The organism is Pseudoduganella lutea (assembly GCF_004209755.1).
Classification (GTDB): Bacteria; Pseudomonadota; Gammaproteobacteria; order Burkholderiales; family Burkholderiaceae_D; genus Rugamonas; species Rugamonas lutea.
In genome coordinates this window covers 855200-881816 of sequence record NZ_CP035913.1, presented here as the reverse complement: position 1 = coordinate 881816, position 26617 = coordinate 855200, and the positions used below count along the sequence as shown (strand labels likewise).

Annotated in this window: 17 protein-coding genes and 1 pseudogene; 13 read left to right on the top strand and 5 right to left on the bottom strand. The window is 64.6% G+C overall.

Going from position 1 to position 26617, the window contains the following annotated elements:
• The first annotated feature begins 2 nt into the window (after positions 1–2).
• On the top strand, positions 3–2714 hold the full coding sequence (locus EWM63_RS03620) for a bifunctional diguanylate cyclase/phosphodiesterase (RefSeq protein ID WP_130185322.1): 2712 nt from the start codon (positions 3–5) through the stop codon (positions 2712–2714).
• Between the two features lie 45 nt (positions 2715–2759).
• Here the strand turns inward: EWM63_RS03620 and EWM63_RS03615 are convergent, their stop codons facing one another.
• Both EWM63_RS03615 and EWM63_RS03610 read right to left on the bottom strand, forming a co-directional pair.
• Positions 2760–5534 (bottom strand): sensor domain-containing protein, encoded by a 2775-nt coding sequence (locus EWM63_RS03615; protein WP_165390745.1) that lies wholly within the window; start codon positions 5532–5534, stop codon positions 2760–2762.
• A gap of 339 nt (positions 5535–5873) precedes the next feature.
• A complete protein-coding gene (locus EWM63_RS03610) occupies positions 5874–6647 on the bottom strand; it encodes a nuclear transport factor 2 family protein (protein ID WP_130185320.1) in 774 nt (257 codons plus the stop codon).
• A 199-nt stretch (positions 6648–6846) separates the two neighbouring features.
• On the opposite strand from EWM63_RS03610, the gene EWM63_RS03605 reads away from it, so the two are divergent.
• Entirely contained in the window at positions 6847–7287 is a 441-nt protein-coding gene (locus EWM63_RS03605) for a hypothetical protein (protein ID WP_130185319.1), read from the top strand.
• 101 nt (positions 7288–7388) lie between these two features.
• Here the strand turns inward: EWM63_RS03605 and EWM63_RS03600 are convergent, their stop codons facing one another.
• Positions 7389–8141, bottom strand: a complete 753-nt coding sequence (locus tag EWM63_RS03600; RefSeq protein ID WP_130185318.1) for a carbonic anhydrase — start codon at positions 8139–8141, stop codon at positions 7389–7391.
• Positions 8142–8959: 818 nt separating this feature from the next.
• Between EWM63_RS03600 and EWM63_RS03595 the strand changes: the two genes are divergently transcribed.
• The 4 genes from EWM63_RS03595 (at position 8960) to EWM63_RS03580 (ending at position 16217) form a co-directional block, all read left to right on the top strand.
• On the top strand, positions 8960–13231 hold the full coding sequence (locus tag EWM63_RS03595; RefSeq protein WP_130185317.1) for a beta strand repeat-containing protein: 4272 nt from the start codon (positions 8960–8962) through the stop codon (positions 13229–13231).
• A 432-nt stretch (positions 13232–13663) separates the two neighbouring features.
• On the top strand, positions 13664–14113 hold the full coding sequence (locus EWM63_RS03590; RefSeq protein WP_130185316.1) for a hypothetical protein: 450 nt from the start codon (positions 13664–13666) through the stop codon (positions 14111–14113).
• Positions 14114–14309: 196 nt separating this feature from the next.
• On the top strand, positions 14310–14711 hold the full coding sequence (locus EWM63_RS03585) for a VOC family protein (protein WP_130185315.1): 402 nt from the start codon (positions 14310–14312) through the stop codon (positions 14709–14711).
• 372 nt (positions 14712–15083) lie between these two features.
• Positions 15084–16217 carry a sensor histidine kinase gene (locus EWM63_RS03580; RefSeq protein WP_207221237.1) on the top strand — a complete coding sequence of 378 codons (1134 nt, stop codon included), beginning with the start codon at positions 15084–15086 and terminating at the stop codon, positions 16215–16217.
• A gap of 577 nt (positions 16218–16794) precedes the next feature.
• On the opposite strand, the pseudogene EWM63_RS03575 reads toward EWM63_RS03580, so the two are convergent.
• Positions 16795–17087 (bottom strand): annotated as a pseudogene (locus tag EWM63_RS03575) (aldehyde dehydrogenase family protein); the annotation flags it as partial.
• A 450-nt stretch (positions 17088–17537) separates the two neighbouring features.
• On the opposite strand from EWM63_RS03575, the gene EWM63_RS03570 reads away from it, so the two are divergent.
• The 7 genes from EWM63_RS03570 to EWM63_RS03540 all read left to right on the top strand — a co-directional run bounded on the left by EWM63_RS03570 (position 17538) and on the right by EWM63_RS03540 (position 26138).
• Positions 17538–18038 (top strand): carboxymuconolactone decarboxylase family protein, encoded by a 501-nt coding sequence (locus EWM63_RS03570; protein WP_130185314.1) that lies wholly within the window; start codon positions 17538–17540, stop codon positions 18036–18038.
• Positions 18039–18108: 70 nt separating this feature from the next.
• Complete coding sequence (locus EWM63_RS03565; protein WP_130185313.1) at positions 18109–18570, top strand: MerR family transcriptional regulator; 462 nt, start codon at positions 18109–18111, stop codon at positions 18568–18570.
• An 85-nt stretch (positions 18571–18655) separates the two neighbouring features.
• On the top strand, positions 18656–19231 hold the full coding sequence (locus EWM63_RS03560; RefSeq protein WP_130185312.1) for a TetR/AcrR family transcriptional regulator: 576 nt from the start codon (positions 18656–18658) through the stop codon (positions 19229–19231).
• A gap of 80 nt (positions 19232–19311) precedes the next feature.
• The gene (locus tag EWM63_RS03555; protein ID WP_130185311.1) at positions 19312–20511 is read left to right on the top strand and encodes an efflux RND transporter periplasmic adaptor subunit; all 1200 of its coding nucleotides are present in this window, start codon (positions 19312–19314) and stop codon (positions 20509–20511) included.
• Between the two features lie 19 nt (positions 20512–20530).
• Positions 20531–23671: an efflux RND transporter permease subunit gene (locus EWM63_RS03550; protein ID WP_130185310.1), complete on the top strand. Its 3141-nt coding sequence runs from the start codon at positions 20531–20533 to the stop codon at positions 23669–23671.
• A 1-nt stretch (position 23672) separates the two neighbouring features.
• On the top strand, positions 23673–25082 hold the full coding sequence (locus EWM63_RS03545) for an efflux transporter outer membrane subunit (RefSeq protein WP_130185309.1): 1410 nt from the start codon (positions 23673–23675) through the stop codon (positions 25080–25082).
• Positions 25083–25298: 216 nt separating this feature from the next.
• Positions 25299–26138 carry an alpha/beta hydrolase gene (locus EWM63_RS03540; RefSeq protein WP_130185308.1) on the top strand — a complete coding sequence of 280 codons (840 nt, stop codon included), beginning with the start codon at positions 25299–25301 and terminating at the stop codon, positions 26136–26138.
• A gap of 17 nt (positions 26139–26155) precedes the next feature.
• Here EWM63_RS03540 and EWM63_RS03535 read toward each other — a convergent pair whose 3' ends face one another.
• Positions 26156–26599, bottom strand: coding sequence for a cupin domain-containing protein (locus tag EWM63_RS03535; RefSeq protein ID WP_130185307.1), 444 nt, complete (start codon positions 26597–26599; stop codon positions 26156–26158).
• Between the last annotated feature and the right edge of the window lie 18 nt (positions 26600–26617).

The window sequence follows — 26617 nt, the reverse complement described above, 5'->3', positions numbered from 1 at the left end:
GGATGGCGTTGGGAGAAACGATGGACGGGCCGAAGAGCATGGCGCTCGCATCTCGTGCCCTGCGCACGACGCGGGCGGCCGCGCTGCCAATTTTCGCTTGGCCTTTTTTCGGCCTGATCGTTGCCTGTACCTGCTGGGTCTACCTCATCCAGGTGCTCGATGCCGAGCGCGTGCAGTTCGAACGCCGCACCTACGAAGCGTCGAGCCGCGTTGCGGAAAGCCAGGCCGCCCAGCTCTCGCGCGACCTCACGATGATCGACCAGATCCTCGTGCTGGCCGGCTCTCACTGGCAGGCCGTCGGCGGCAAGCCGGAGCAGAAGGCGCTCGATGAAGTGGTGGGTCCGGACAAGGCCATCCTCAACATTTCGGTGTTCGGCGCGGAAGGCGACATGCTGTTCACGAACAGCCCGGAAGCCTGGCCGCGCGACGAGCTGGACAGCGTGACGGGCCTGCCGTTCTTCGCCGAACAGAAGCGCAGCACCACGGACACGATGTTCATCGGCATGCCCAGGAAGATGGCGGGGCAGGACCAGTATTTCATCCGGTTTTCGCGCAAGATCCTCGATGCCGCGGGCAGCCTGGCCGGCGTCGTCGTCGTCGCGCTCGACAGCGAGGCCCTCATCGCACCCTATGACAGTGGCGTGCTCGGCACGCAAGGCTTCGTTACCTCGGTCGGGCTCGACGGCAGCACGAAAGCGTTCCGCATCAACGGGGGAGGGCGGCAGCCGCCGGCCATTCCGTCATCGCTGCGCTTTGCGCTCGATAGTTCGGCCGGCAACATCTACGTGGCCGGCGGCGATTTCGGCGACACCGTCAGCCGCTTCATCTCCTGGCGTCGCGTGGATGGTTTTCCCATCGTGGTGGTGGCCGCCGCCGACCAGACGGAGGCGCAGGTGGCCCTGAACGAGCGGCGCATCGGCTCGATCCGCGTGGCCGCCGGGGCGAACTTCGTGCTGGCCGTGTTCGTGGTGATCGCCACCACGATGTCGATCCGCTTCCACCGCGAGCGGCGGCAGCTGGCGCTGTCGCAGGCCGCCTATCGCAAGGCCACCGAAGGCGGCACGGAAGGCTTCTTCATCTGCAAGCCCGTGCGCGGCGATGCGAAGGCAATCGCCGATTACCGGGTCGTCGATTGCAACGACCGCGGCGCCGGTTTCCTGGGAACGGCGCGGCAGGCGGTCATCGGCGCGCACCTGTCCGGCATGCGCGGCGGCCTCGCCGGGGCATCGTCGATCAAGGCCTTGCTCGACAAGGCGTTCCGGCAGGGATCGGCCGAAGACGACTTCCAGCTCGAAGGGGGCAGCAGGCAGGAACAGCACCTGCGGGTTGGCGTCGTCAAGTCCGACGACGTGCTTGCCATCACCGTGCGCGACATCACGCTGGAAAAATCGCACGTCGCCGACCTGGAACGGCGCAGCAACGAAGACATGCTGACCGGCCTGCCGAACCGCGCCTGGATCCGCCGCAACCTGCCCACCATGCTCGAACGCGCGGACAAGGCCAATGCCAAGGTGGCCGTGCTGTTCGTGGACCTGGACGGCTTCAAGCTGGTCAACGACACCTTCGGCCACGGCGCCGGCGACGAAGTGTTGCAGCATGTGGGCAAGCGGCTGAAGGTGGCCGTGCGGCCGAACGATCACGTGGTGCGCCTGGGGGGCGACGAGTTCGTCGTCGTGCTCGAGCTGGTCGGCAACCAGTCGGAGGCGGAGCATGTGGCCGAACGCATCCTGCACGCATTCCACGCGCCGTTTTCCACGTCGGCCGGCACCGCTTCCGTCGGCACGTCGATCGGCATCAGCCTGTATCCGGTCGATGCAAAGGACATGGACACGCTGTACCAGCATGCCGACATCGCCATGTATGAAGCGAAAACGTCGGGCAAGAACCGCTACCACCTGTTCAACTCGGCGTTCTACGATGCGATGCGCCAGCGCACGAAACGCGAAAAAGAACTGCGCGCGGCGATCGCGGAAAACCAGTTCGTCATGCATTACCAGTCACGTGTCGACTGCAAGACCAGCAAGGTGACGAGCCTGGAAGCGCTGGTGCGGTGGAACCATCCGACCGAGGGCATGCTGGGGCCTGACGAATTCATCGGCCTGGCCGAGGAAACGGGGCTGATCCTGAACCTCGGCGAACTGGTGATCGACCTGGTCTGCACGCAGATCGCCCAGTGGGCGCATGGCGTGTATGCCTGCGTGCCGGTGTCGATCAACGTGTCGAGCCGGCAGTTCAACGAGCGCGACATCCGCGAAAGCATCGCCAGCGCGCTGGCCCGCCACGGCATCGACGGCTCGTGCGTGGAAATCGAGCTGACGGAATCGTCGATGGTCGTCGACCCGCGCCGCACGGCCGACAACCTGCGGGCCATCCACGCGCTCGGCGTGAAGCTGCTGGTGGATGACTTCGGCACCGGCTACTCGTCGCTCTCCATGCTGCACAACATGGCGTTCGACGTGCTGAAGGTCGACAAGTCGTTCACGAGCCGGCTCGGCATCGACGAGAGCGGCGAAGTCTTCTTCCGGGCCATCATCACGATGGCCCATTCGCTGGGCATGCGCGTGGTGGCCGAGGGCGTCGAAACCGCGGAGCAGGCGCGCATTCTCGAAGCGCTGCAATGCGATGAGCTGCAGGGGTTCTACCTGTTCCGGCCCGTGCCGGCGGAGGAGTTGCCCGGGAGCCTGCATCTGGACAGCTTGTCCGCCGCGCATTGACGGCGAACGTGCCTGGCAGTCGAAAGCTTTATCCGGCGTGGCCGGTCATGCGGGCAATGCCCCGGACTGCGTGTCGCCGGCATGGCCTTCGCCTTCGCGCACCAGGAATGCTTCCAGCTCGGCCAGCGGCATCGGCCGCGCGAACAGGTAGCCCTGGCCTTCGTCGCATGCGGCGTCGCGCAGGGCTTCCATCGCCACACCGGTCTCGATGCCTTCGGCCACCACGGAGAGATTGAGCACGTGCGCCATGTCGATCAGCGCCCGCACGAAGCCGTCGCCGGCCGGGTTCTCGGCCACGAACGAGCGGTCCAGCTTCAGCACGTCGATCGGCAGGCGCTTCAGGTAGGAGAGGCTCGAATAGCCGGTGCCGAAATCGTCGATCGACAGCCGCACGCCCAGCGCCTTGAGGCCTTGCAGTACCAGCACGGACTGGTCGAGATCCTCGATCAGGGCGCTTTCCGTCAGTTCCAGTTCCAGTGCCGCCGCCGGCAGGCCCGACTCGGCCAGCACGCTGCGCACCTGGCCGATCAGGTCGGGCGAGCGCAACTGGCGCGCCGAGACATTGACCGACACGTGCAGGGCCAGGCCGAACCGTTCATTGATGTGCTTGACCTCGCGGCATGCCTCGCCCAGCACCCAGCGGCCGATGGTGCCGATCTGGCCCCGTTCCTCGGCCAGCGGAATGAACTCCAGCGGCGGTACGCGGCCGAACTCGGGGTGCTCCCAGCGCAGCAACGCTTCCACGCCGAGCGTGCGCAGCGAGCGCAAGTCGACGCGCGGCTGGTAGTGCACCGCGAACTGCCCGTATTCCAGCGCGCGGTGCAGTGCCGCCTCGATGTGCAGGCGGCGCTTCGCTTCCAGCCACATTGCCGGCTCGAAGAACTGGAACGAACCATCGCCCAGCGCCTTGGCCTTGTACATCGCCGTATCGGCCTTCTGGAACAGGGCTTCGGTCGACGTGACGTCCATCCCGGCGAGGCTGATGCCGATCGACGCACCCACGCGCATCTCCATGCCGTCGATGAAGAATGACAGCTTCATCGTGGCGAGCAGGCGCCGGGCGATGGCCGTCGCCGCCTCGCGGCCCGCGCAGCTGGCGGCGACCACGAATTCATCGCCGCCCAGCCGGGCCACCACGTCGCCCGGCCGCATGCACGATTGCAGGCGCTTGCCCACCAGCTGGAGCAGGCGGTCGCCGGTGGCATGGCCCAGCGAATCGTTGACCTCCTTGAACCGGTTCAAATCGATGAAGAACACCGTCGTCTCGCCGTGGCCCTGGCCCAGCATGTCCGACACGCGCCGGTTGATCCAGGCCCGGTTCGGCAAGCCCGTCAGCGTATCGCGCGTGGCCAGTTCTTCCAGCCGCGCCTCGGCACGCTTGCGCTCCGTGATATCGGTGATGAATGCCGTCAGCGACAGGGGGCTGCCCTGCGCATCGCGTTCGACGGTCTGGTTCACGAGGGCCACCATGCGATGGCCCTGGCGATGCAGCAGCACCGTTTCGAGCGCATGGTCATGGTGGCCGGTGTGGCCGATGTTCAGCGCCGCGCCGGCGCCGCCATCGGCGAGGATCGCCGCCACCGGCTTGCCGACCAGCTCTTCGCGGGAATAGCCGGACAGCTGGCACAGGGCGGGATTGATGTCCTCGACGATGCCCTCGCCGTTGACCAGCACGTAGCCGGCCGGCGTGATGCGGATCGTTTCGCGGAAGCGCCGTTCACTGTCGCGGATCTGCTGTTCGCGCGCCACGCGCTCGGAAATATCGTGGAAGAACACCGACAGGCCGTCCTCGTGCGCATAGATCCGCTCGCTGATCCAGGCGCCCACGGGTTCATAGAACGCTTCGAAGCTGATGCTCTCGCGGCGCGCCATGGCCGTGCGCAGATGCTCGCCGGCCACCGATCCCGCAAGTCCCTTGGCCAGGTCCCACACCACCTTGCCGATCGCCGCGTCGCGGTCGACACCCACGAAGTCGGCCGCCCGGTTGTTCGCGTAGACGATTTCCCAATCCGTATTGACCGAGAAGAAGCCGTCGTTGATGCTCTCGATCAGGGTGAGGTTCTGCTCGGCCATGCGTTCCAGGCGCCCCAGCATTTCCTTTTCCCGTTCGATGTCGCGCGACACGAACACGGCGCCCAGGCATTCGCCCGTCGCCGGTTCGATCACCATGCGCGTCTTCGATGCCAGCGTGAGATAGCGGCCGTTCGTGTCGCGCTTGCGAAGTTCGATCGCATCAGGCCGCGATTCGCCGGCCAGGATGCGGCCCATGTCGTCGTTGGCATGGGCGTGGTCGTCCGGGTGCACGAAGTCGATCGCGGGCTGCCCGACCAGCTGTTCCCTGGTCCACCCGAGGCTGCGCGTGAAGGACGACGAAATGTCGATGTAGCGCCCATCGAGGCCGCAGAAGGCAACCAGGTCGGTTGCGTTGTCGACCATGAGCCGCAGCGTTGCCGCCGCGCGCGTGGCGTTGTCCAGCGCATCCTGCCGTTCCGTCACGTCCACCAGTGCGCCCGTATAGCCATCCCCCTGTTGCCGGGGCAGGCCGGTGACCAGCACGTGCCGGTGCCGGCCGTCGCCGCAGGCGATTTCCAGCTCGCAGTCGAAGGCCTGGCGCCGCGCCATCACGTCACCGAGTTCCGCCGCCACGGCAGCGCCATCGTTCACGGCCACCGTGGCCATCCAGTCCGCCAGCGGTATGCCGGCCATCGCCGGCAGCAGTCCGGGGCACCATTCCAGCGGGGCCGCGCAGACGCCTTCGGCATCGGTGGACCATGCCAGGTGAAGAAGCGGTTCCCGGGTCGAGCTGCGTTCGCGAATCATGGTAGGGCTGCCTTGTGTCATGAGCCGGACGCGAAGGCGCCTTGCTCAATGCTGGTTGATCATCGGAAGAATGGCCAGGCCGGTGAAACGATGGGGGCCGGTAGCTCACGTACCTTGGTGACGGGCGGGGCAGGGGTGGGGCCGCGGTGGGAGCAGGATCGTGACGTTACCATGATTAATGCTTACGGGCAACATATACACCAGGTTGCCGCAGGTTGTGGCTTCGCGGCAACGAGTGCCGCGGGCGGACCGGGATCGGGACCAAGGGCATGTCCGGCATGTTTTTTTGCCAGCCGGCGCTGGCCGTGCCGCGGGGCGGTGCCGGCCGGCAGGCCTTGCCTATTTGCGTTGCGCTTCGCCGATCTCGTTGCCGTTCATGCGTACCACGAGCGCCGTGGCAGGGCCCGCGGCGCCCGCGCGGAACTCGACCTCGGCATTATTTTCCTTGACGACGAAGGTATGCGGCTTGTCCAGCGGATGCAGCACGAGGTTCTTGCCTTCATAAGCCACGGTCAGCTCGTTCCCCGTGCGCGCGAATGCCAGGGGCGGCATGCCCTTGCCAGTGAACTCGCCGACATAGCGGTCGATCTGCGCCGCCGTCAGCGCCGAGCTGGCGGCCGCGGTGGCCGGCGGCGCGCCGAACGGCTGGTGGTCGTAGCTGACCGCGCGCGACAGTTCCCACGCGCCGGGGCTCTTCTGCAGCCACACGTGCGAATAACGCGCGCGGCCTTCCGTCACTTCCGCAGCAGTGCCGCGCTTCACATGGAAGATGTGCTCACCGGTGACCAGGGCGCCGTACACCTTTTCTCCCTGCTTGAGCAGGAAGACCTGGGATTTCTCCGCCTGGCGGCGCGTCTTCTGCTGTGGGTTGCCGCAGATATTGTTGCGCACGGCGCCGGCCAGGGCATCCTTGCCTTTCAGGCTGCCGCCCATGTCGTGGTAGAACTCCACGTCGTTCGCCAGCCGGCTCCCGATTGCCGCATGATCGCAGGCGTTATATGCCTGCCAGAAACCCGCTTCGGCGGTTTCGACCTGCGATTGGGGCGTGGACTGGGCGGCGGCAAGCAGCGGTGCCGCGGCCAGCAGGGAAAACAATGAAATGCGGTAGGTCATCGGTTTGTCTCCATCGTTATTGGTCTTTTATCATACCTGTGCGTGTGATTTTTTTGGCAATTTTCCGTTATTTCAGGGGAGGGCCGGGACAGGTGACCGGCTTGCAAAACAGTAGCGGTATGCATGCATGCGAGCCGATAAGGAAACCCGTGGTAATGTGAAACGTGCCATCATCGGGAAGGTAACCGGAGACGCATCCATGTCCAGGTCCGACGATATCCATCGCATGGAAATTACATGCACTGAACGTGACGCGTACACGATCGACATCGGGTTTTCATTCATTTCAATGAATGAAAAGGCCTATCTGGTCGACGGGATTTGCGTGGAGAACGACATCTTTGAAGTGAAAGCCCACACGCTGGCGAACATGCTCGCCCGGTCCATCACCTTGCCTCGGACTATTCGTTTCGGGTTTTCGGAAAACGATGCGCGCCACGTCGCTTTCGCGTTCAGCGCGGGCCCGGGGGAATCGATTCTGCTGGCATGTAAAGCATTCGAACCGTCGTGGCGTGGAGCAGCCAGCGAAGGGATAAGCTTCGAAGCCGGTGACGAGAACGCGTTGTCACGACTATTGGAAGGATTTGATTGCCTGAAACGCGCGGGGCAAGGCACGTTTGTCTGGCCTGTCGGTCAATGACGGCACCGCGGAGCAACAGCGTATGAAATGCAGGTGGCTGTGCCGGCGCCACTATGCCGTCGCCAGCAGCCTGCCCGGCATGGCGCCGGGCAGGCATTTACTCAGGGAGCGACGCCCACCACGCGCCCGTTCAGCGGCTGCACGGGCCGCGCATTCATGCGGTACAGCTTGCGAAACGCCGCGAGCTGCGCGGGCGAGACTTCCACCGGCTGCTTCAGGATATGCCAGCGCACGCCTTCGCTGCACGGCGGCGTCGTCAACGAACCGGTGTAGCCGTAGTAGCTGCGCTGCTCGGGCAGCAGGGAGGCGGGATCGAAGTCGTCGTCGGTCGTATGTTTTTCGCCCGCCGTCGCCGGCAGGCCGGCGAACACGGGGGCCAGCGCGGCATTCTCCCGGCCCTTCTTGAACAGCACGGCCACCACGGCCAGCTCGCCCGCGTCGCTCTTGTGGACCAGGTGGGCTACCAGGGGATAACGCCGGCCGTTGAACGCTTCCTCGCTCGGCGTGTGGAAGTGGAACTGCACCAGCCGGTAGGACGTGCCGCCGACGTCGATCGCGCCGCCATCGGCCAGGTCGATCTGCACCGTGTGGCCGTTATTGACGATATCGGCGCTGCTCGCGCGGTAGTCGAAACTGATCGGCGCCACCGTGCCCGCCTTGGAAGCACGGATATCGATCGGCGATTGCGCCTTGCCTTGCCGGCAGGCGGCAAAATCGGGGGCCAGTTCGCCCCAGTGCGCGGCGCCCGCCTTGCCCTCGTATTCCCAGTGAGCGCCCTTGTCGGCCGCCCCCGCGCTTGTCGTGACGGTCAATGCCGCCAATGCCGCTACCACCAACTTGACTTTCGATTCCATGGACACCCTGTTCAATGAGTTGATGCCTGCTTGACGTTCGCCCGCCCGGGCGCGACAGCGGCCCTTGGCGCGCACAGGTCGCCAGGGATGCTTCGAACAGAGGAGGAGCGAGCCGGGAAAGTGGCGATGGCCACCCATCATCGCGCCGCATCGCCTTGCCCCGTGTGGGAGGCCGGGCCGCGGGCCGATGGCGTGGTACGGGCAAGCAGGCGCCAGCCGGTCCACGCGGTCGTGCGAACAGATCGCATACAAGGATTGTATACAATTTTGCGAGATCGGCAAGACCCTGGAGCGTAGCTCGGACAGGAATGCGACAGGCGTGATGCGGTTGTCTTCACCGCATCGGCATTGCACGGCTTGACGATCTGCATTCTGCAACGCGCCGACCATTACTCTGGCCACCTTTTCAATGACCGCCAATTGAATAAATCCTATTTGTCAGGTTATTCCCGTCAAATGTCTCAATTTGTCGCCAACTCTTTCAATTTGTATTGAAATATTATTAATACGGCATCCTTCGTTGACGGTCTGGACTGTATCGGATTAAATCCGGTTCTCGACGGTATGCGCACTCTGCCAGAGGCTGGCGAGGGCGACCACGCTGATAACGAATGACGTATCCGGTAATGTAATTCGATGACGTGATCCGGATACGTGATGCGGCGACGAAATGCAATGTGGTTGCCGTGCGGTGCGCGCGCATGAATCGGGGCGCTGGTTTCATTCGAGGTTATCAGCCGCAAACCGGCCAGGTTTATTACCCGTATCGGCAATAACCCCGGCCTTATCCGACACCACATCATTCAGGAGATGCAGCAATGGCCTCAAATAGTACGTCCGCCAATTCCAGCGCCACATTGAACGCGGCAATGACCGTGGCCGGCACGGCCGGCCACGACTCGATCGGCGGCTACGCCACCGCCGACAGCCTGTCCGGCCTGGACGGCAATGACACCATCCGGGGCCAGGGCGGCAACGATACGGTCCTGGGCGGCACGGGCGCCGACATCGTGTACGGCGACAACGACAACGACAGCGTCGGCGGCGATGCGGGCAACGACCGCGTCTACGGCGGCACGGGTGACGACGCACTGGCCGGCGGCACGGGCGACGACGAACTGTACGGTGAAGCTGGTGCCGACCGGCTCGATGGCGGCGCCGGCAAGGATTACCTGGCGGGCGCGGCAGGGGCGGACGTCTACCTGTTCGGCAAGGGCGGCGGCCAGGATACCGTCTACAACTACGACAGCGATGCAGTGGGGGCGAATGCCGACAAGGTGCTGCTGGCCGCCGGCATCGCCCCTGCCGGCGTCACACTGGTGCGCTCCTACAATGACCTGGTACTCAAGCTCAACGGCACGGGCGACCAGCTGACGATCCAGGGCTATTTCACGGGCGACGGCACCACCGCGTCGGCGGTCGAAACGCTCGAGTTCGCTGACGGCACCACGTGGGACGTGGCGGCGGTGAAGGCCAGGGTACTGGCCGGCTCGGCCGGCTATGACGCCATCACCGGTTATGCCGCCGCCGACAGCCTCGCGGGCCTGGACGGCAACGACACCGTGCAGGGCCAGGGCGGCAATGACACCGTGCTGGGCGGCACGGGGGCCGATGTGCTGTATGGCGACGACGGCAACGACACGGTGGCCGGCGAGGCGGGCAACGATCGCGCCCATGGTGGCGCCGGCAACGATGCCGTGTCCGGCGGCGCAGGCGACGACGAACTGTACGGCGACGCCGGCGCGGACTGGCTCGACGGCGGCGCGGCCAAGGATTACCTCACCGGCGGTGCCGGAGCCGACGTATACCAGTTCGGCAAGGGCAGCGGCCACGACACCATCTACAACTACGACAGCGATGCCCTGGGCACGAATGCCGACAAGGTGCTGCTGGCCGCGGGCATCACCGCGGCCGGCGTGACGGTGCTGCGTTCGTCCAGCGACCTGGTCCTGAAGATCGACGGCACGGGCGATCAGCTGACGATCCAGGGTTACTTCACCACGGACGGCACCACCGCCTCCGCGCTGGAAACGATCCAGTTCGCCGACGGCACCATATGGAACGTGGCAACCGTCAAGAGCAAGGTCGCGGCGGGCACAGCGGGCCATGACGCGATCGTCGGCTATGGCAGCGCGGACAGCCTGTCCGGCCAGGACGGCAACGATACCGTGCAGGGTTCCGGCGGCAACGACACGGTCGCGGGGGGCACGGGCGCCGACACGCTGTATGGCGACGAAGGCAACGACAGCCTGGCGGGCGACGCGGGGAACGACCGCGCCTGGGGCGGCGCCGGCAACGATGCGCTGGCGGGCGGCAGCGGCGACGACGACCTGCATGGCGACGCGGGCGCGGACCTGTTCGACGGCGGCGCGGGAAAGGATTACCTGGCTGGCGGCACCGGCGCCGACGTCTACACGTTCGGCAAGGGCAGCGGCCAGGATACCGTCTATAACTACGACAGCGATGCGCTGGGCACCGATGCCGACAAGGTACTGCTCGGCACCGGCGTCACTCCGGCCGGGGTCACGCTGCTGCGCTCGTCCAGCGACCTGGTCCTCAAGATCAACGGCACGGACGACCAGCTGACCATCCAGGGCTACTTCACCAGCGAAGCCACCACGGCGTCGGCCGTCGAAACGATCCAGTTTGCCGACGGCACCGTGTGGAACGTGGCCACGGTCAAGACCAAGCTCACCACCCCGGCCGTCGTGCCGCCGAAAACGCTCACGGGCACGGCGCTGGCCGATACCCTCGCGGGCGGCGCCGGCAACGACTCGCTGTATGGCTACGCGGGCGGCGACCGCCTCGATGGCGGCGGGGGCAACGACCACATGGATGGCGGCGCGGGCAGCGACACCTACCTGTTCGGCATCGGCTCGGGCCGCGATACGATCAGCGCCTACGACACCACGGCGGGCAAGGTCGATGCGATCGTGCTGGGCGCCGGCATCACGGCCGCCAACGTGACGGCCACGCGCGATGGCTGGACCCTCGTGCTGAAGATCCACGGCACCGCCGACGAGCTGCGCGTCACCAACTATTTCACGGGCGACGCCGCGGGCGGCTACCAGGTCGAACAGATCAGGTTTGCCGACGGCACCAGCTGGGACGTGGCCACGGTGAAGACGAAGGTCATCGCCGCCACGGCCGAGAGCGACGTGCGCTACGGCTATGCGACGGCCGACGTGCTGTCCGGCCTGGGTGGCGCGGACACGCTGTACGGCGCCGCCGGCAACGACAGGCTCGATGGCGGCACGGATGGCGACACCCTGTATGGCGAGGATGGCGACGACAGCCTGGCGGGCGGCGCCCACGACGACCGGCTCGATGGCGGCAACGGCAACGACACGCTGCAGGGCGGGGCCGACCGCGATACGCTGTATGGCCATGCGGGCAACGACCAGCTCGACGGCGGCGCCAGCGACGATTACCTGGACGGCGGCGCGGGCAACGACACGTACCTGTTCGGCGTGGGATCGGGCAAGGATACGATCAGCGCGTATGACGGGACCGCGGGCAAGGTGGATGCGATCGTGCTGGGCGCCGGCATCACGGCGGCCAACGTGACGGCCACGCGCGATGGTTCGACCCTCGTGCTGAAGATCGTCGGCACCGGCGACGAGCTGCGCATTGCAAGCTACTTCAATGGCGACGGCGCGGGCGGCTACCAGGTCGAGCAGGTGAAGTTCGCCGACGGCACCATCTGGGACGTGGGCACGGTGAAAACGAAAGTGCAGGCCGCCACCGCGGAGAACGACGTGCGCCACGGCTATGCGGCGGCCGACGTGCTGTCCGGCCTGGGTGGCGCCGACACGCTGTACGGCGCCGCCGGCAACGACAGGCTCGATGGCGGCACGGACGCCGACTACCTGTACGGCGAAGACGGCGACGATACCCTGTCGGGCGGCGCCCACGACGACCGGCTCGACGGCGGTATCGGCACCGACAACCTCAATGGCGGCGCGGACCGGGACTCGCTGTACGGCTACGCCGGCAACGATGTCCTCGATGGCGGCACGGGCGACGACGCCCTGGACGGCGGCACGGGCAACGATACCTATCTGTTCGGCCTGGGTGCGGGCAAGGACACGATCAGCGCCTACGACGCCACGGCGGGCAAGGTCGATGTGATCCAGCTCGGCGCTGGTATCGTGGCGACGAACGTGACCCTTCTGCGCGATGGCACGGCCCTCGTGGTGAAGATCAACGGCACCGCCGACGAACTGCGCGTTGCCAGCTACTTCAGCGGTGACGGCGCGGGCGGCTACCAGGTCGAGTTCATCAGGTTCGCCGACAACACCCTGTGGAGCGTGGCGGACGTGAAGACGAAGGTCATGGCCGCGACGGCGGAAAACGACGTGCGCCATGGTTACGCAACGGCCGACGTGCTGTCTGGCCAGGGTGGCGAGGACACGCTGTACGGCGCCGCCGGCAACGACAAGCTCGAAGGCGGCGCGGACAACGACATGCTGTACGGCGATGACGGCGACGATACCCTCGACGGCGGCGCCCACACCGACTACCTGGCCGGCGGCGCGGGCAATGATCTCTACCTCGTCGAGAGCAGTGCCGACAGGGCGATCGAGTTCACCGGTGGCGGCAACGACACGGTGTACAGCACCGCCAGCTTCGTGCTCGAAGCGAACGTGGAAACTCTCACGCTGCTCGGCAACGCCGCGATCAACGGCACCGGCAACACCCAGGCCAACACGATCACAGGCAATGGCGCCGGCAACGTCATCGCCGGCGCCGGCGGCGCCGACCTGCTGACCGGCGGGGCGGGTATGGACGTCTTCGACATCAACGCCCTGGCCGATTCGGGCACCACGGCCGGCACGTGGGACGTGATCGCCGACTTCGTGCGCGGGACCGACAAGATCGACCTCGCCACGCTGGACGCCAACACGGCCACGTCAGTCAACGACACGTTCACCGGCTTCATCGCCAGCGCCGCCGCCTTCACCGCGGCGGGACAGCTGCGTTTTACCAGTGGTGTCCTGTACGGGAACACCAACGCGGACAGCGCGGCGGAGTTCGCGATCAAGCTGACCGGGATCGTGGAGCTCAATGTGGGGGATGTGGTAATGTAACCGGGACCCTGCGTCCAGCGATGGCGGGCCTTCTGACGATGGCTCGCCAGGTATCGATATCCATCAAACGAGACAGTCAATTTCCGGCACGTGCATTGCAATGCAGCACCGACAGAGTTGAACAGCTGTGAATCCTTCAAGCGAAATAGTGCACCGCAACGAGCTGAAAGCAGTCCGCTGGCTCGCAAAGGCGCGCCCTCTGCTGGCGCACCCGTTTCCAATAACAGGGCACGACTCGACCGCCATGCGTCTAAGGCTCTCTACAAACTCGCCTGCTCCGGCAAATCGTACGGACTATTGTAATCACTTGGAGCGCCTGACAAGACCACTAGCTTGTCCTGGAGGCAACAACCAAGTACACTTTAGCGATGTGACAGGGCGCTTTCGGCCACCAGCGGTCATTCCTCGCGAGGAAATATAAACCTAAACTTTTTGAAACGATTTTCCTTCGGCGCTCACCCAAAACGCATTGAGCATCCATTGTTCGGCACGGCATTGCTCATGGAGACGAAGTCAGGACCGTATTGGGAAATCGAAACTGTCGTTTGGGACAGGCCGTTCACCGTAATCATTGATACACAGGGCGATGAGGAGCCGACGCTCGATCAAATTGACTTTTACCGACGCTTTACCGATGATCCTGATGCTGCCTTTGCATTCGCCAGCAAACTACTCATCAAAGAATATGAAAAATGGACAGGGGAATCGTTCCCTTCTCATTGGAAGACTGCTTTTGCATTCGTAGGTCTGTCGATTCCCCTTGCCGGGAATCCCCGAAACGTTTGGGACTTGTCTTTCGATTGCTTGACGGATAGTGCAGGGCATCAGTTCACATGCTGCGTAGAAAATGGTGAGCCGTCCTATGTTACGGTCGACGGATAACACGTCACCGAGACCGTTTTTCTTGTGAACGCCATGATCGGCAGCGTCCGCTTTGGGTCGGGATCTGCCGGTCGTGACAGTCTGTGACTTTTCCGGTTGGACGGACTTCCCTGCTGCAGCGAACGGCCGAGTTCAGCGGACCTCCGCTGACGAATTTCCCAATCACAGCAGGACCACAACGAAAGCGCAATAGACGATGAGCTTGTCATTTCACATTGACTACAACGGCGACTGCGAAGAGGCATTCAACTTCTATGCAGAGTGCCTCGGAGGGAGGATTGGTACGCTGCTCAAGATCTCAGATTCACCGATCCCAGCATCGACGACGCGTCCGGGACGTCACATTGTTCATGCAAATATCTGTATCGATGGGGTTGAGCTGGCCGGTGCCGATGTTGAAACACATAATTACAAAAGACCAATGGGCTTCTATATTTTGCTCGGTGTCGATTCGGAAGAAAAGGTCGATTCTTATTTCAGTGCGCTACAGACCAGTGGGCAGGTGATCCTGGCGCCGCAGCAGACTTTCTGGTCTTCCCGCTATGCCATTGTGATCGATAGGTTCGGCGTACCTTGGAAGATCAATCGCGGAACGTGACAAGGTCTGCTATGGGGCGGAACCGGTCAGCTAGCGAAACCGATTGGAGCGCTCGTCACGGATCTTTAGCGCCTCAGGCTCGGACGTCCAATAGAGCCAATGGCAAAAGGAAAGACGATCAGCCGCGAGCGGATCGCTAGTTGTGCTTGCATATCTGACAACCCCTTGGGCTAGAGGCAGGAAGGATGAGCCATAAGATACTGCTCCCATAGGGAGGGGCCGGGTCCGTAAGGATGCATGCACATCCTCGGGCTTATTTCCGAGATGCGACGATCTAGAAGCTTGTCTGGACTACAATGGGTTGGCTTAGGCTCTGACAAGCCGCCATCCATGCGGACAATGGCTGTTCGCATCTCGTACAAGGGGCCCACCATGCTGTACGATTTTCTCTCCAATAACGCGGACGACCTCGTTAAGCGCTGTGTAGACAAGGTCGCTAAGCGTCCAAATCGACACGCTTCCGAACTACAGCTACGCAATGGCATTCCGATGTTTCTAAGCCAGTTGGTCAGAACTCTTAAAGCTGAAGAGCAAAGTGGCTCGGCCGCCGGGATGGTCATTTCGGGGGCATCCGGCGGCGAAGACAAGGATGTATCCGAAATGGGCGTAAGCGCTGCCGCCCATGGTTCGGCTCTGCTGGCATTGGGCTACAGCGTCGATCAAGTCGTACATGACTACGGTGATCTCTGTCAGGCCATCACGGACATGGCGGTCGAACGCGATGCGCCGTTTTCCGTCAACGAATTCCGCACGCTCAACCGGTGCCTTGACAATGCAATCGCCAGTGCGGTAACTGAGTTTAACTTGCAGCGTGATGTGTCCTTGGCCGAACGTCAGTTGGTCGATACGAACCAGCGTCTCGGGTTTCTGATGCACGAGCTGCGCAATTCGCTCAGCGTCGCAACCATGGCCGTCGCAGCAATGGAAAGCGGGCAGCTATCCGTTACGGGCGCCACTGGCGCTGTGCTCAAGCGGAGCCATACGGCCATGGCGCGCCTGATTACGCTGTCGCTCGATGACGTACGTGCCAACGGCGTGGTGGGGGGGCAGAAGGATATCTTTTCGCTCGCCGTATTCATCCATGATGCACGCGAATCGGCGCAGCTTGACGCCAATGCACGCGGTTGTCCTCTTCTCGTGCCGCCGGTCGATGAAACGCTGGGAGTGCAAGGGAATCGCGAATTGCTGCTTGCTGCGCTGGCCAACCTGCTGCACAACGCGCTCAAATTCACGCAAGCAGGCACAACGGTGACGTTAACGGCGAAAGAGGCCGGCGACCGGATCCTGATAGTAGTGCGGGATCACTGCGGTGGCTTGCCAGCCGGCGATGCCGAAAAAATATTCTCGCCGTTTTGTCAGAGCGGAGACGATCGCTCCGGGCTTGGCCTGGGGCTGTCAATTGCCCGCCAGAGTATTACTCAAGATGGCGGCTTGCTCACTGTCGAGAACTTCCCTCGCACTGGCTGTGCCTTCACTATGAATCTCCCGCGCCATCCGGCTCCTTGACGGGCGGACTAGAACGGGGCGTCAATGCCAAGCTGCCAACATCATGGGAGCAGCGTTCTTCTGCCTGTAACGGAACGCCGGCCGACAGTCAGGAACTCATGCGCACATGTGGCCTGTCAGCGCCCAGGCAGGGACGGCCGAAGATTAGCACTCCCTTCGTCAGGGCCAACGAGACTCGGCGGTGTCGCTCGAATGTTTCTAGGTCCGTTTTGGGGCGTAATCGGCCGTTGCTCCGACCAACTTTATCGGTAACACTACGAGGGCTCGTCCTGATCGGATACGGTCCGATCAACTTTCGGAGCGTCGTGAGGTCCCTTTGAAACAACGACTTCCAGCTTTCCTTCCCGACCAACTTCAATCGCTCTAGTCAACCAACACTTCCGGCAAGTCGATACAGGGCAGGGCGGCCGCCCGCCCGAAAGCTGTCGCTTCGCTGCTTCCTTCATGGTCAGATACACGGCTCGCAGGCAGGCATCCGGTTCTTCACCATGCAGCATTAGACAACAAGCCGATTCGTGGATACCCATCTCGCGCTTCGCCGTCGGCCATGGCATGCCCTTGTAATCGAGACGAGTTATGCGAGTTCCACCTCCGCATCCTCGGCAATGATGACCGGCGCATGGCCGCCCAGCTCCATCATGGCGCGCTTCGTGTACGCACCCGCGAGGGCGGCCAGTTGCTTGCCGGCCGGGGTGGAACCGGTGGACGTTACCTTTGGGATCACCGGATGCGGAATCCGATAGCCGAAATTTCAGGCGGGTTGCCGAACACCAGGCCGACCACGCCGGGCGGCAGACCAGCATCCACGAAGTACTGCAGCAGTGCCGCGGGCGATGCCGGGGTTTCTTCGGGCGCCTTGTACAGCCTCGAAGCCCTGCTCGGCAGCAGCAAGTGCGCGGTCCAGGTCTGCCACGCTGGCGTGTGCCACTGTGCCGATCGGTTTCCCGTGGCAGGCGTCACTCCGCAATTCACGGCACTGCCAGCCACGCCTTTCAGCGCGGATAGACAAACCCCGTCCGGATCCATCGGCACCAGGCGGTTGCCATCTCGCACCGTCAACCGCTGCGGCGGCTCGCTGTTATCCTCTACGGGAGCACCAACGCGGAAAGCGCCGCGGCGTCGCGATCAAGCTCACCAGGACCGTGGGGCTCGATGTGGGGGATGCGGTGATGTAAGCGCCAAGGCCTGGCGGGCCTGCCATGCGCGTGATGAATACCCCTTGACTTCGAGCGCACTCGAAGCTCTAGCCTGTGCCCATGCATGAACCCATGCACCCGCGCCCGGCGGCGCGGTTAATCACGGCACTCAAGGGGAATGGCAATGGCAAGCAAGACATCGGCGATTTCGGCAAGCTTACTCGTGGCAGGCGCACTGGCCGCGCCATCGGCCTCGCCAGCGGACAACGATGGGAGGCGGGCGCGTGGCGAAGCGGCGCTGGCGAGGATTACCGGCGCGGAGGGCCGCACGGTCGTGGAATCGATCCGGCGCACGTCGCCGGAACTGGGGGACTGGATCGTGGACTTCGCCTATGGCGATGTGTTCTCGCGCCCCGGCGTGGCGCTGTGCACGCGCGAACTTGCCACCGTGGCGGCCTTGACCGCCCTCGGCAATGCCCAACCGCAGTTGAAGGTGCATGTCGAAGGTGCGCTGAACGTGGGGTGCAAGCCCGATGAAATCGTGGAAATCATCATGCAGATGGCGGTTTATGCCGGCTTTCCCAGCGCGCTGAACGGCATTGCCGCGGCCAGGGAAGTGTTCGAGAAAAAGGGCGTGCGCACGACGGCCATGGAGGCGGCGCAGCCGGTGGCGCCCGCCCGCTGACGCTTGTGCCGCGGCTTCGCTGCCCCTACAGTAGCGGGGTGGCAGCCTTCATCCCTTTCAGCGAGCGCACATGGAACCACACCTGAGCATCGACGAAGTCGCCCGGCGCACGGGCCTCACGGCGCATACGCTGCGCTACTACGAGCGCATCGGCCTGATCGCGCCGGTCGGCCGCGCCGGCGGCGGCCAGCGGCGCTACGCGGCGGCCGACCTGGCCTGGATCGAATTCCTGCTGCGCCTGCGCACCACGCGCATGCCGATCAGCAAGATGCAGAAGTTCGCCAGGTTGCGGGCGGCCGGCGATGCCACCATGGCGGAGCGCCGCGGCATGCTCGAAGCGCACCTTGCGGAGGTTCTCGCGGAGATCGATGCCATGCGCAACGCTGCCGGCATCCTGCAGCAAAAGATCGGATATTACGCGGCGGCGGAAGGGGAGGCGGCGCTTGCCTTGTCCTGCATGGAGGCGCCTCGTCCCATGGCGTTGGACCCGGCGGCCCCGGCCGAAATCGAGGCATTGCCCGCAAGGCAATAGTCGTCCGGCAGGATCGTGGTTGCAATGCGGCACAGATTTAACTATAATGAGTGCTCACTCATTAATTTCCCCCACCCATCCGATCATGGCCCGCCCCAAGAGCGAAGAAAAACGCCTCCACCTGCTGCACGCCGCCGCCGAAGCCGTTGCCCAGCGCGGCGTCGGTGCGCCCACGGCCATGATCTCGACGATGGCCGGCGTGGCCGAAGGCACGCTGTTCCGGTATTTCCCGAACAAGGAAGCGCTGTTCAACGAGCTGTACCTGTACCTGTTCCGGCACATGTGCGAAGCACTTGGCGAAGCGCTCGCTCTCGACCAGCCGCTGATGCAGCGCGCGGAAGGGCAGTGGAATGCCTACATCGACTGGGGCCTCGCGCATCCCACGTGGATCAAGGCCATCAACCAGCTGACGGTGACCGATATCCTCACCGCGGAAACGCGGGAAACGGAAATGTCACTGTTTCCGGACGTCGGCCTGGTCGAAGCCAGCATGAAGAGCGAACTGTTCGAACACCTGAATCCCGCCTTTGGCGACGCCATGTTCATCGCCATCGCCGATGCCACGCTCCGTTTCGCAGCGAGCGAGCCCGAGCGCGCGGCCGAGTACAAGCTGAGCGGTTTCAAGGCTCATGCGCGCATCTTCCTTCCGAACCAAGATTGAAGTCCCAAAAAAATTTACCGAATAAATGAGTGAGTAGTCGCTAATAATTCCACCCAATACTGTCCAGAACGAGTCCAACCATGAACCCAACTTCGCATCGCCGGCCCGCCATTGCCGGCATCCTTTTCCTCGCAGGCGCGGCGGCACTGACCGCCGGGTGCGACTCCGACAAGCAGCAGGCCGGCGCGCCGGGCGGCAAGATGCCGCCGCCGCAGGTGGCTGTGTACACGGTGCAGCCGCAGGCGCTGGCCGTGGTGACCGAACTGCCGGGCCGCACGTCCGCCTTCCAGATTGCCGAAGTGCGCCCGCAGGTGGCGGGTATCGTCAAGAAGCGCCTGTTTACGGAAGGCGCCGACGTCAAGGCCGGCACGCCGCTGTACCAGATCGACGCAGCCACCTACCAGGCCACGTTCAGCGCGGCCAAGGCGGCGCTGACCCGTGCCGAGGCGAACCTGCTGACGGCCGGCCCGAAAGTGAAGCGCTACAAGGAGCTGGTGGAGATCGAAGGCGTGAGCCGCCAGGATTACGATGACGCGGTGGCCGCCGAGGCGCAGGCCCGTGCCGACGTGGAATCCGCGAAGGCGCAGTTGCAGAGCGCACGGATCAACGTCGGCTATACGACGGTGGAAGCGCCGATCTCGGGCCGCATCGGCCGCTCGAACGTGACTGCGGGCGCGCTGGTGACGGCCAGCCAGGAAACCGCCATGACCACGGTGCAGCAGCTCGACCCGATCTATGTCGACGTCACGCAATCCAGCGAAGAACTGCTGCGCCTGAAGAAATCGCTGGACAGCGGCGGCGTGACGAAATCCGCCGGCAAGGTCACGCTGAAGCTGGCCGACGGTTCCACCTACGCGCAGGAAGGCAAGCTGCAATTCGCCGACGTGGCCGTGGACCCGGGCACCGGCAACGTCACGTTGCGCGCGCTGTTCCCGAACCCGAAGCATGACCTGCTGCCGGGCATGTTCCTGCGCGCCATCGTTGAAAACGGCGTGAACGAGCAGGCGATCGCCGTGCCGCAGCAGGGCGTGACCCGTAACCAGAAGGGCGAAGCCACGGCGCTGGTGCTGAACCGGCAGGGCATCGTCGAGCAGCGCGTGATCGCCACCACCGGCACCAGCGGCGACAAGTGGCTCGTGAAATCGGGCCTGGCCGCCGGCGACCGCGTGATCGTCGAAGGCATCCAGAAGGTGAAGCCGGGCGCACCCGCTGTCGTGGCGGCAGCCACCCCGGCCGCGGCCAGCACCGCCGCCGCCAAGCCGGCCGCCGCGGCCCACTAAGCAAGCAGGAGTCCATTCAATGGCAAGATTTTTCATCGATCGCCCCATCTTCGCATGGGTGATCGCCATCGTCATCATGCTGGGCGGCGTGCTCGCGATCCGCGGGTTGCCGATCGCGCAGTATCCCAGCATCGCACCGCCGACGATCCAGATTTCCGGTGCCTATCCGGGCGCGTCCGCGAAAACCGTCGAAGACGCCGTCACCCAGGTCATCGAACAGAAGATGAAGGGGATCGACGGCCTGCGCTACATGTCGTCGAATTCCGATACCACGGGCGCCGTCAGCATCACGCTGACGTTCACGAACGGTACCGATCCCGACATCGCCCAGGTGCAGGTGCAGAACAAGCTGCAGCTGGCCACGCCGCTGCTGCCGGCGGAAGTCACGCAGCAGGGCCTCGTCGTCTCGAAGGCCACCGTAAACTTCCTGCTGGTGCTGGGCTTCGTGTCCGAGAACGGCAGCATGAACAATGCCGACATCGACGACTACGTGGCCTCGAGCGTGCTCGAACCGCTGTCGCGGGTGCAGGGCGTGGGCGAGATCACGCACTTCGGCTCGCAGTATGCGATGCGCATCTGGCTCGATCCGGCAAGGCTGACCAGCTACCAGCTGACCCCGAGCGACGTGATCGCGGCCGTGCAGGCGCAGAACGCCGAAGTGTCGGCCGGTGAGCTGGGCGGCGCGCCTTCCGTGCGGGGCCAGCAGCTGAACGCCACCATCACGGCGCAAAGCCGCCTGCAGACGGCCGAACAGTTCGGCGCGATCCTGTTGAAGACGCAGGCCAGCGGCGCCACCGTGCACCTGCGCGACGTGGCGAAGATGGAACTGGGCAGCGAGAACTACAACAGCGTGGTGCGCTTTAACGGCAAGCCGGCCGCCGGCCTGGCGATCAAGCTGGCCACCGGCGCGAACGCGCTCGATACCGCCGAGGCAGTCAAGGCCAGGGTCGAGGAAATGGGCAAGCTGTTCCCGCAGGGGATGAAGGCCGTGGTGGCGTTCGACACCACGCCGTTCGTCAAGCTGTCGATCGAGGAAGTGGTCAAGACGCTGGTGGAAGCCGTGGTGCTGGTGTTCCTCGTCATGTACCTGTTCCTGCAGAATTTCCGCGCCACGCTGATCCCGACGATGGCCGTGCCCGTCGTGCTGCTGGGTACCTTCGCCGTGCTGTCGGCGCTGGGTTATTCCATCAACACGCTGACGATGTTCGCCATGGTCCTCGCCATCGGCCTGCTGGTCGACGATGCGATCGTGGTCGTGGAAAACGTCGAGCGCGTGATGACGGAGGAGGGCCTGTCGCCGAAGGAGGCAACGAAGAAATCGATGGGCCAGATCACCGGCGCACTGGTCGGCATCGCGCTGGTGCTGTCCGCCGTGTTCGTGCCGATGGCGTTCTTCGGCGGTTCCACGGGCGTGATCTACCGCCAGTTCTCGATCACGATCGTGTCGTCGATGGTGCTGTCGGTGCTGGTGGCGATGATCTTCACGCCGGCGCTGTGCGCCACGTTCCTGAAGCCGGTGGAGAAGGGCCACCATCTGACCAACCGCGGCTTCTTCGGCTGGTTCAACCGCACGTTCGAAAAGAGCACGAACAAATACCAGGGCGTGGTGGCCACGATGATCCGCCGCCGCGCGCCGTCGATGCTGCTGTATGCGGTGCTGCTGGCCGTGCTGGCGGTGGTGTTCATGCGCCTGCCCACGTCGTTCCTGCCGGAAGAAGACCAGGGCGTGCTGTTCACGCAGGTGCAGCTGCCGTCCGGCGCCACGCAGGAGCGCACGCTGAAAACGATCCAGGAAGTGGAAAAGCACTTTCTCGTCAACGAAAAGAACAACGTGGACTCCGTGTTTTCCGTGGCGGGTTTCTCGTTCGGCGGCAATGGCCAGAACAACGGCATGGCGTTCGTGAAGCTGAAGGACTGGGCCGAGCGCCCGGGCGACGAGAACACCGGTGCGGCCGTGGCCGGCCGCGCGATGGGCGCGCTGCTGCAACTGCGCGATGCGATGGTGTTTACGTTCGCACCGCCGGCCGTGATGGAACTGGGCAATGCCGGCGGCTTCGACCTGCACCTGACCGATACCGGCGGCATCGGCCACAAGGCCCTGATGAATGCCCGCGACCAGCTGCTCGGCATGGCCGCGCAAAATCCGAACGTGGTGGGTGTGCGGCCGAACGGACAGGAAGATACGCCGCAGTACAAGATCACCATCGACCACCAGAAGGCCAGCGCGCTGGGCCTGACGGTGGCGGACGTGAACCGCGTGCTGTCCGTGGGCTGGGGCTCGTCGTACGTGAACGACTTCGTCGACCGCGGCCGCGTGAAGAAGGTGTATATCCAGGGCACGGCCGAATCGCGCATGCTGCCGGAAGACCTGGACAAGTGGTTCGTGCGCAACAACGCCGGCGAGATGGTGCCGTTCACCGCGTTCGCCAGCGGGGAGTGGATCTACGCGTCGCCGCGCCTGGAACGCTACAACGGCGTGTCGTCGATGAACATCCAGGGTAGCCCCGCGCCGGGCGTGAGTTCGGGCGTGGCGATGGCCGAGATGGAAAAGATGATCGCCCAGCTGCCGCCGGGCGTGGGCTACGAGTGGACCGGCCTGTCGATCGAGGAACGCGACTCCGGCGCGCAGACGCCGATGCTGTACACGATCTCGATCCTGATCGTGTTCCTGTGCCTGGCCGCGCTGTATGAAAGCTGGTCGGTGCCGTTCTCCGTGCTGCTGGTGATCCCGCTGGGCATCATCGGCACCGTGATCGCCACGTGGGGCTTCGGCCTGGCGAACGACGTGTACTTCCAGGTCGGCCTGCTGACGGTTGTCGGCCTGGCGGCGAAGAACGCGATCCTGATCGTGGAATTCGCGAAGGAACTGCAGGAATCGGGCCGCGACCTGCGCGAGGCAACGCTGGAAGCCGTCAAGATGCGCTTGCGGCCGATCCTGATGACGTCGATCGCCTTTGGCCTGGGCGTGCTGCCGCTGGCGATTTCCAGCGGCGCCGGCTCCGGCAGCCAGAACGCCATCGGTATCGGCGTGCTGGGCGGCATGCTGACCGCCACGTTCCTCGGCATTTTCTTCGTGCCTGTGTTCTTCGTGCTGGTGCGCAGCATGTTCTCTTCGAAAGAACAGCCCGCCACCGGTACGATCGTGAAAGAAGTGAATTGACATGAACAAGACCTTATTGACCCTGGCCGCGGTGGCGGTGCTGTCCGGCTGCAGCCTGGCCCCCGTGTATGAGCGCCCCGCGGCGCCCGTGGCGCAGGCATGGCCGAAAGGCGATGCCTACCAGCCCGCGAAACGCCCCGGCGAGGCGAATGCCGCGCACGACATCGCGTGGCGCGACTTCATCGCCGACGAACAGCTGGAAAAGCTCGTCGAACTGGCGCTGGCGAACAACCGCGACCTGCGCGTGTCGATCCTGAACATCGAGGCCGCTCGCGCCCAGTATGGTATCCGGCGCGCCGACCGCGTGCCGGGCCTGAACGCCAGCGTGGGCCAGACGGCGCAGCGCGTGGCGGACAACCAGTCCGCCACCGGCGATGGCTATATCACGCGCCAGTACTCGGCGGGCCTGGGCATTCCGGCCTTCGAGCTGGATTTCTTCGGGCGCGTAAAAAACCTGTCCGAAGCGGCCCTGCAGCAATACCTGGGCACCGAGGAGGCGCGCCGCTCGCAGCAGATCAGCCTGGTGGCCGAAGTGGCCAATGCCTGGCTCACCCTGGCGGCGGACCAGGAACGCCTGCGTCTGGCGCAGGACACGCTGAAGAGCCAGCAGACCACGCTCGAACTGTCGCAACGCCGCTTCGAGGCGGGTGCCACGTCGGGCCTGGACATGTACGAAGCGCAGACCAGCGTCGAAACGGCCCGCAGCGACGTGGCGGTCTACACCGCCCAAGTGGCGGCGGACCGCAACGCGCTGGCGCTGCTGGCCGGTGCTCCGGTGCCGGCCGAACTGCTGCCGCGGGATACGCTGCAACCGGTCACGCAACTGGCCGACTTGCCGGAAGGCGTGCCATCCGAAGTGCTCGCGCGTCGGCCGGACGTGATGAACGCCGAGCGCACGCTGCAGGCGCAGAACGCCAACATCGGCGTGGCCCGGGCCGCGTTCTTCCCGAGCATCTCGCTGACTGCATCGGCCGGCGCCGCCAGCGGCGACCTGTCGAACCTCTTCAAGGCGGGCGCCGGCACATGGTCGTTCATCCCGCAACTGGCGCTGCCGATCTTCTCGGGCGGCCGCAACCAGGCCAACCTGGACCTGGCGACAACGAACCGCGACATCGCCGTGGCGCAGTATGAAAAGGCGATCCAGTCGGCGTTCCGCGAAGTATCGGACGCGCTGGCCCAGCGCGGCACGCTCGATGAACGCGTGGCCTCGCAGGCCGCGCTCGTGGAAGCTTCCGGCAAGAGCTACCGGATCCACGAGCAGCGGTACCGCAAGGGCGCCGAGTCTTACCTGAACGCGCTCGTGTCGCAGCGGAACTTGTATGCCGCGCAGCAGACCTACATCAGCGCGCGGCTGGCGAAGGCGAGCAATCAGGTGACGTTGTACAAGGTTCTTGGCGGCGGCTGGCAATAAGGTTTGCGGCTGAGCAGCTGGGGTCTGTCCCCGCCAGTCGTTGACGCTATCTGGGTTACCGGCCGTGATCCAGGGGACTGACCCCGGTTTTTGGCAAGCAGACCGGCGGCGCAAGCAAAAAACCGGGGTAGAAAAAGGTGCCGGACACCGGTGTCTGGTTGCCAACAGCTACCGGTTCAAGCGATCGATACGCATGCATACGAAGGAAACATCGAGATGAATGATGGATCAGCAAGCGAAACAACTGTCGTCTCCCGCGACGTGGAGGTATCCGGCGCCACCGGCCCATTACCGGCCCGCCTGCACCTGGCCGGTCCCACCACGGGCAAGCGCGACACACTGGTCGTGTTCTTCCACGGCGGCGGCTTCATGGGCGGTTCGATCAGCGAGGCCGACGAGTTCCTGCGCCAGCTCGTGGCCGCCGACCCGAGCCAGGTCGCGCTGGCCGCGGGCTACACGCTGGCATGCGAAAAGCCGTTCCCCGCCGCGGTCGAGGATGCCCACGCCGTGCTGCTGTGGTCGAAGAAGCACAAGGCGAAGCTGGCGTGGAGCGGCAAGCGGCTGATCGTGGCGGGCATCGAGGCGGGCGCCAACCTGGCCGCCGTGGCCTCGCTCGTGGCGCGCGACCGTGGCGGCCCCGCGCTGGCCGGCCAGGTGCTGATCATGCCGATGCTCGACCCGGGCCTCACCACGTGCTCGATGCGCACCATGCCGTCGTGCGTGGACAAGGCCACGGTCGTGGACGAAGTGGCGCGCACCTGCGCGGAAGGCTACCGCGCCTACCTGCCCAACGCGGCCGACCGCACGCACCCGTATGCGTCGCCGCTGCAATCGTCGCGGCTGAAGAACCTGCCGCCGGCACTGATCCTGTCGGCCGACGACGACCCGCTGCGCGACGAAGCGGAACAATACGGCGCCCGGCTGATCGCCGCCGGCATTCCCACGGCCGTCAAGCGCCTGCCGCCCGCGCCGCTCGAGGAGCCGGGCGGGCGCAGCGATTGCGTGTGCACGTTCGCGCTGGCCGAGATTGCCGCGTTCATCCATGGCATCGGCTGACCTGGCGCCGGCCCGGCCTACCTGCCGGCGGCGATCGGCGTCGTCAGTGCCTTGTCGTCCGAATCCACCACGAACACCGCCAGCAGCTTCGCCGGTTCCGTCTTGCTGGCATTGGCGCTCACGTCGTGGCGATCACCAGGCTGCTCCGTGAAGTTCTGGCCTTTCGTGAAAGTGCGCACCGGCCCGCCGTTCAGCTGGTTCAGCACGGCGCCTTCCAGCACGGTGGCATAGATCAGCGCCGACTTCGCATGCGTGTGGGCGGGATTGGCGGCGCCCGGCGCGTATTCCACCAGCACACCTTTCAGGCTCTTGTTCGGCATGCCGGGAATCTTGTGGTCGTACACCTGCGTGACCTTCACGCCGCCAGTGGCGGCAGGGGTTGCGTGGACACCGTGCTCCTGGGCCAGGCTGGCGTGAAAGGGCAGGGCGGCGAACAGCAGTGCGGCAACGGGATGTTTCATGGTGTTCTCCTTTCGATG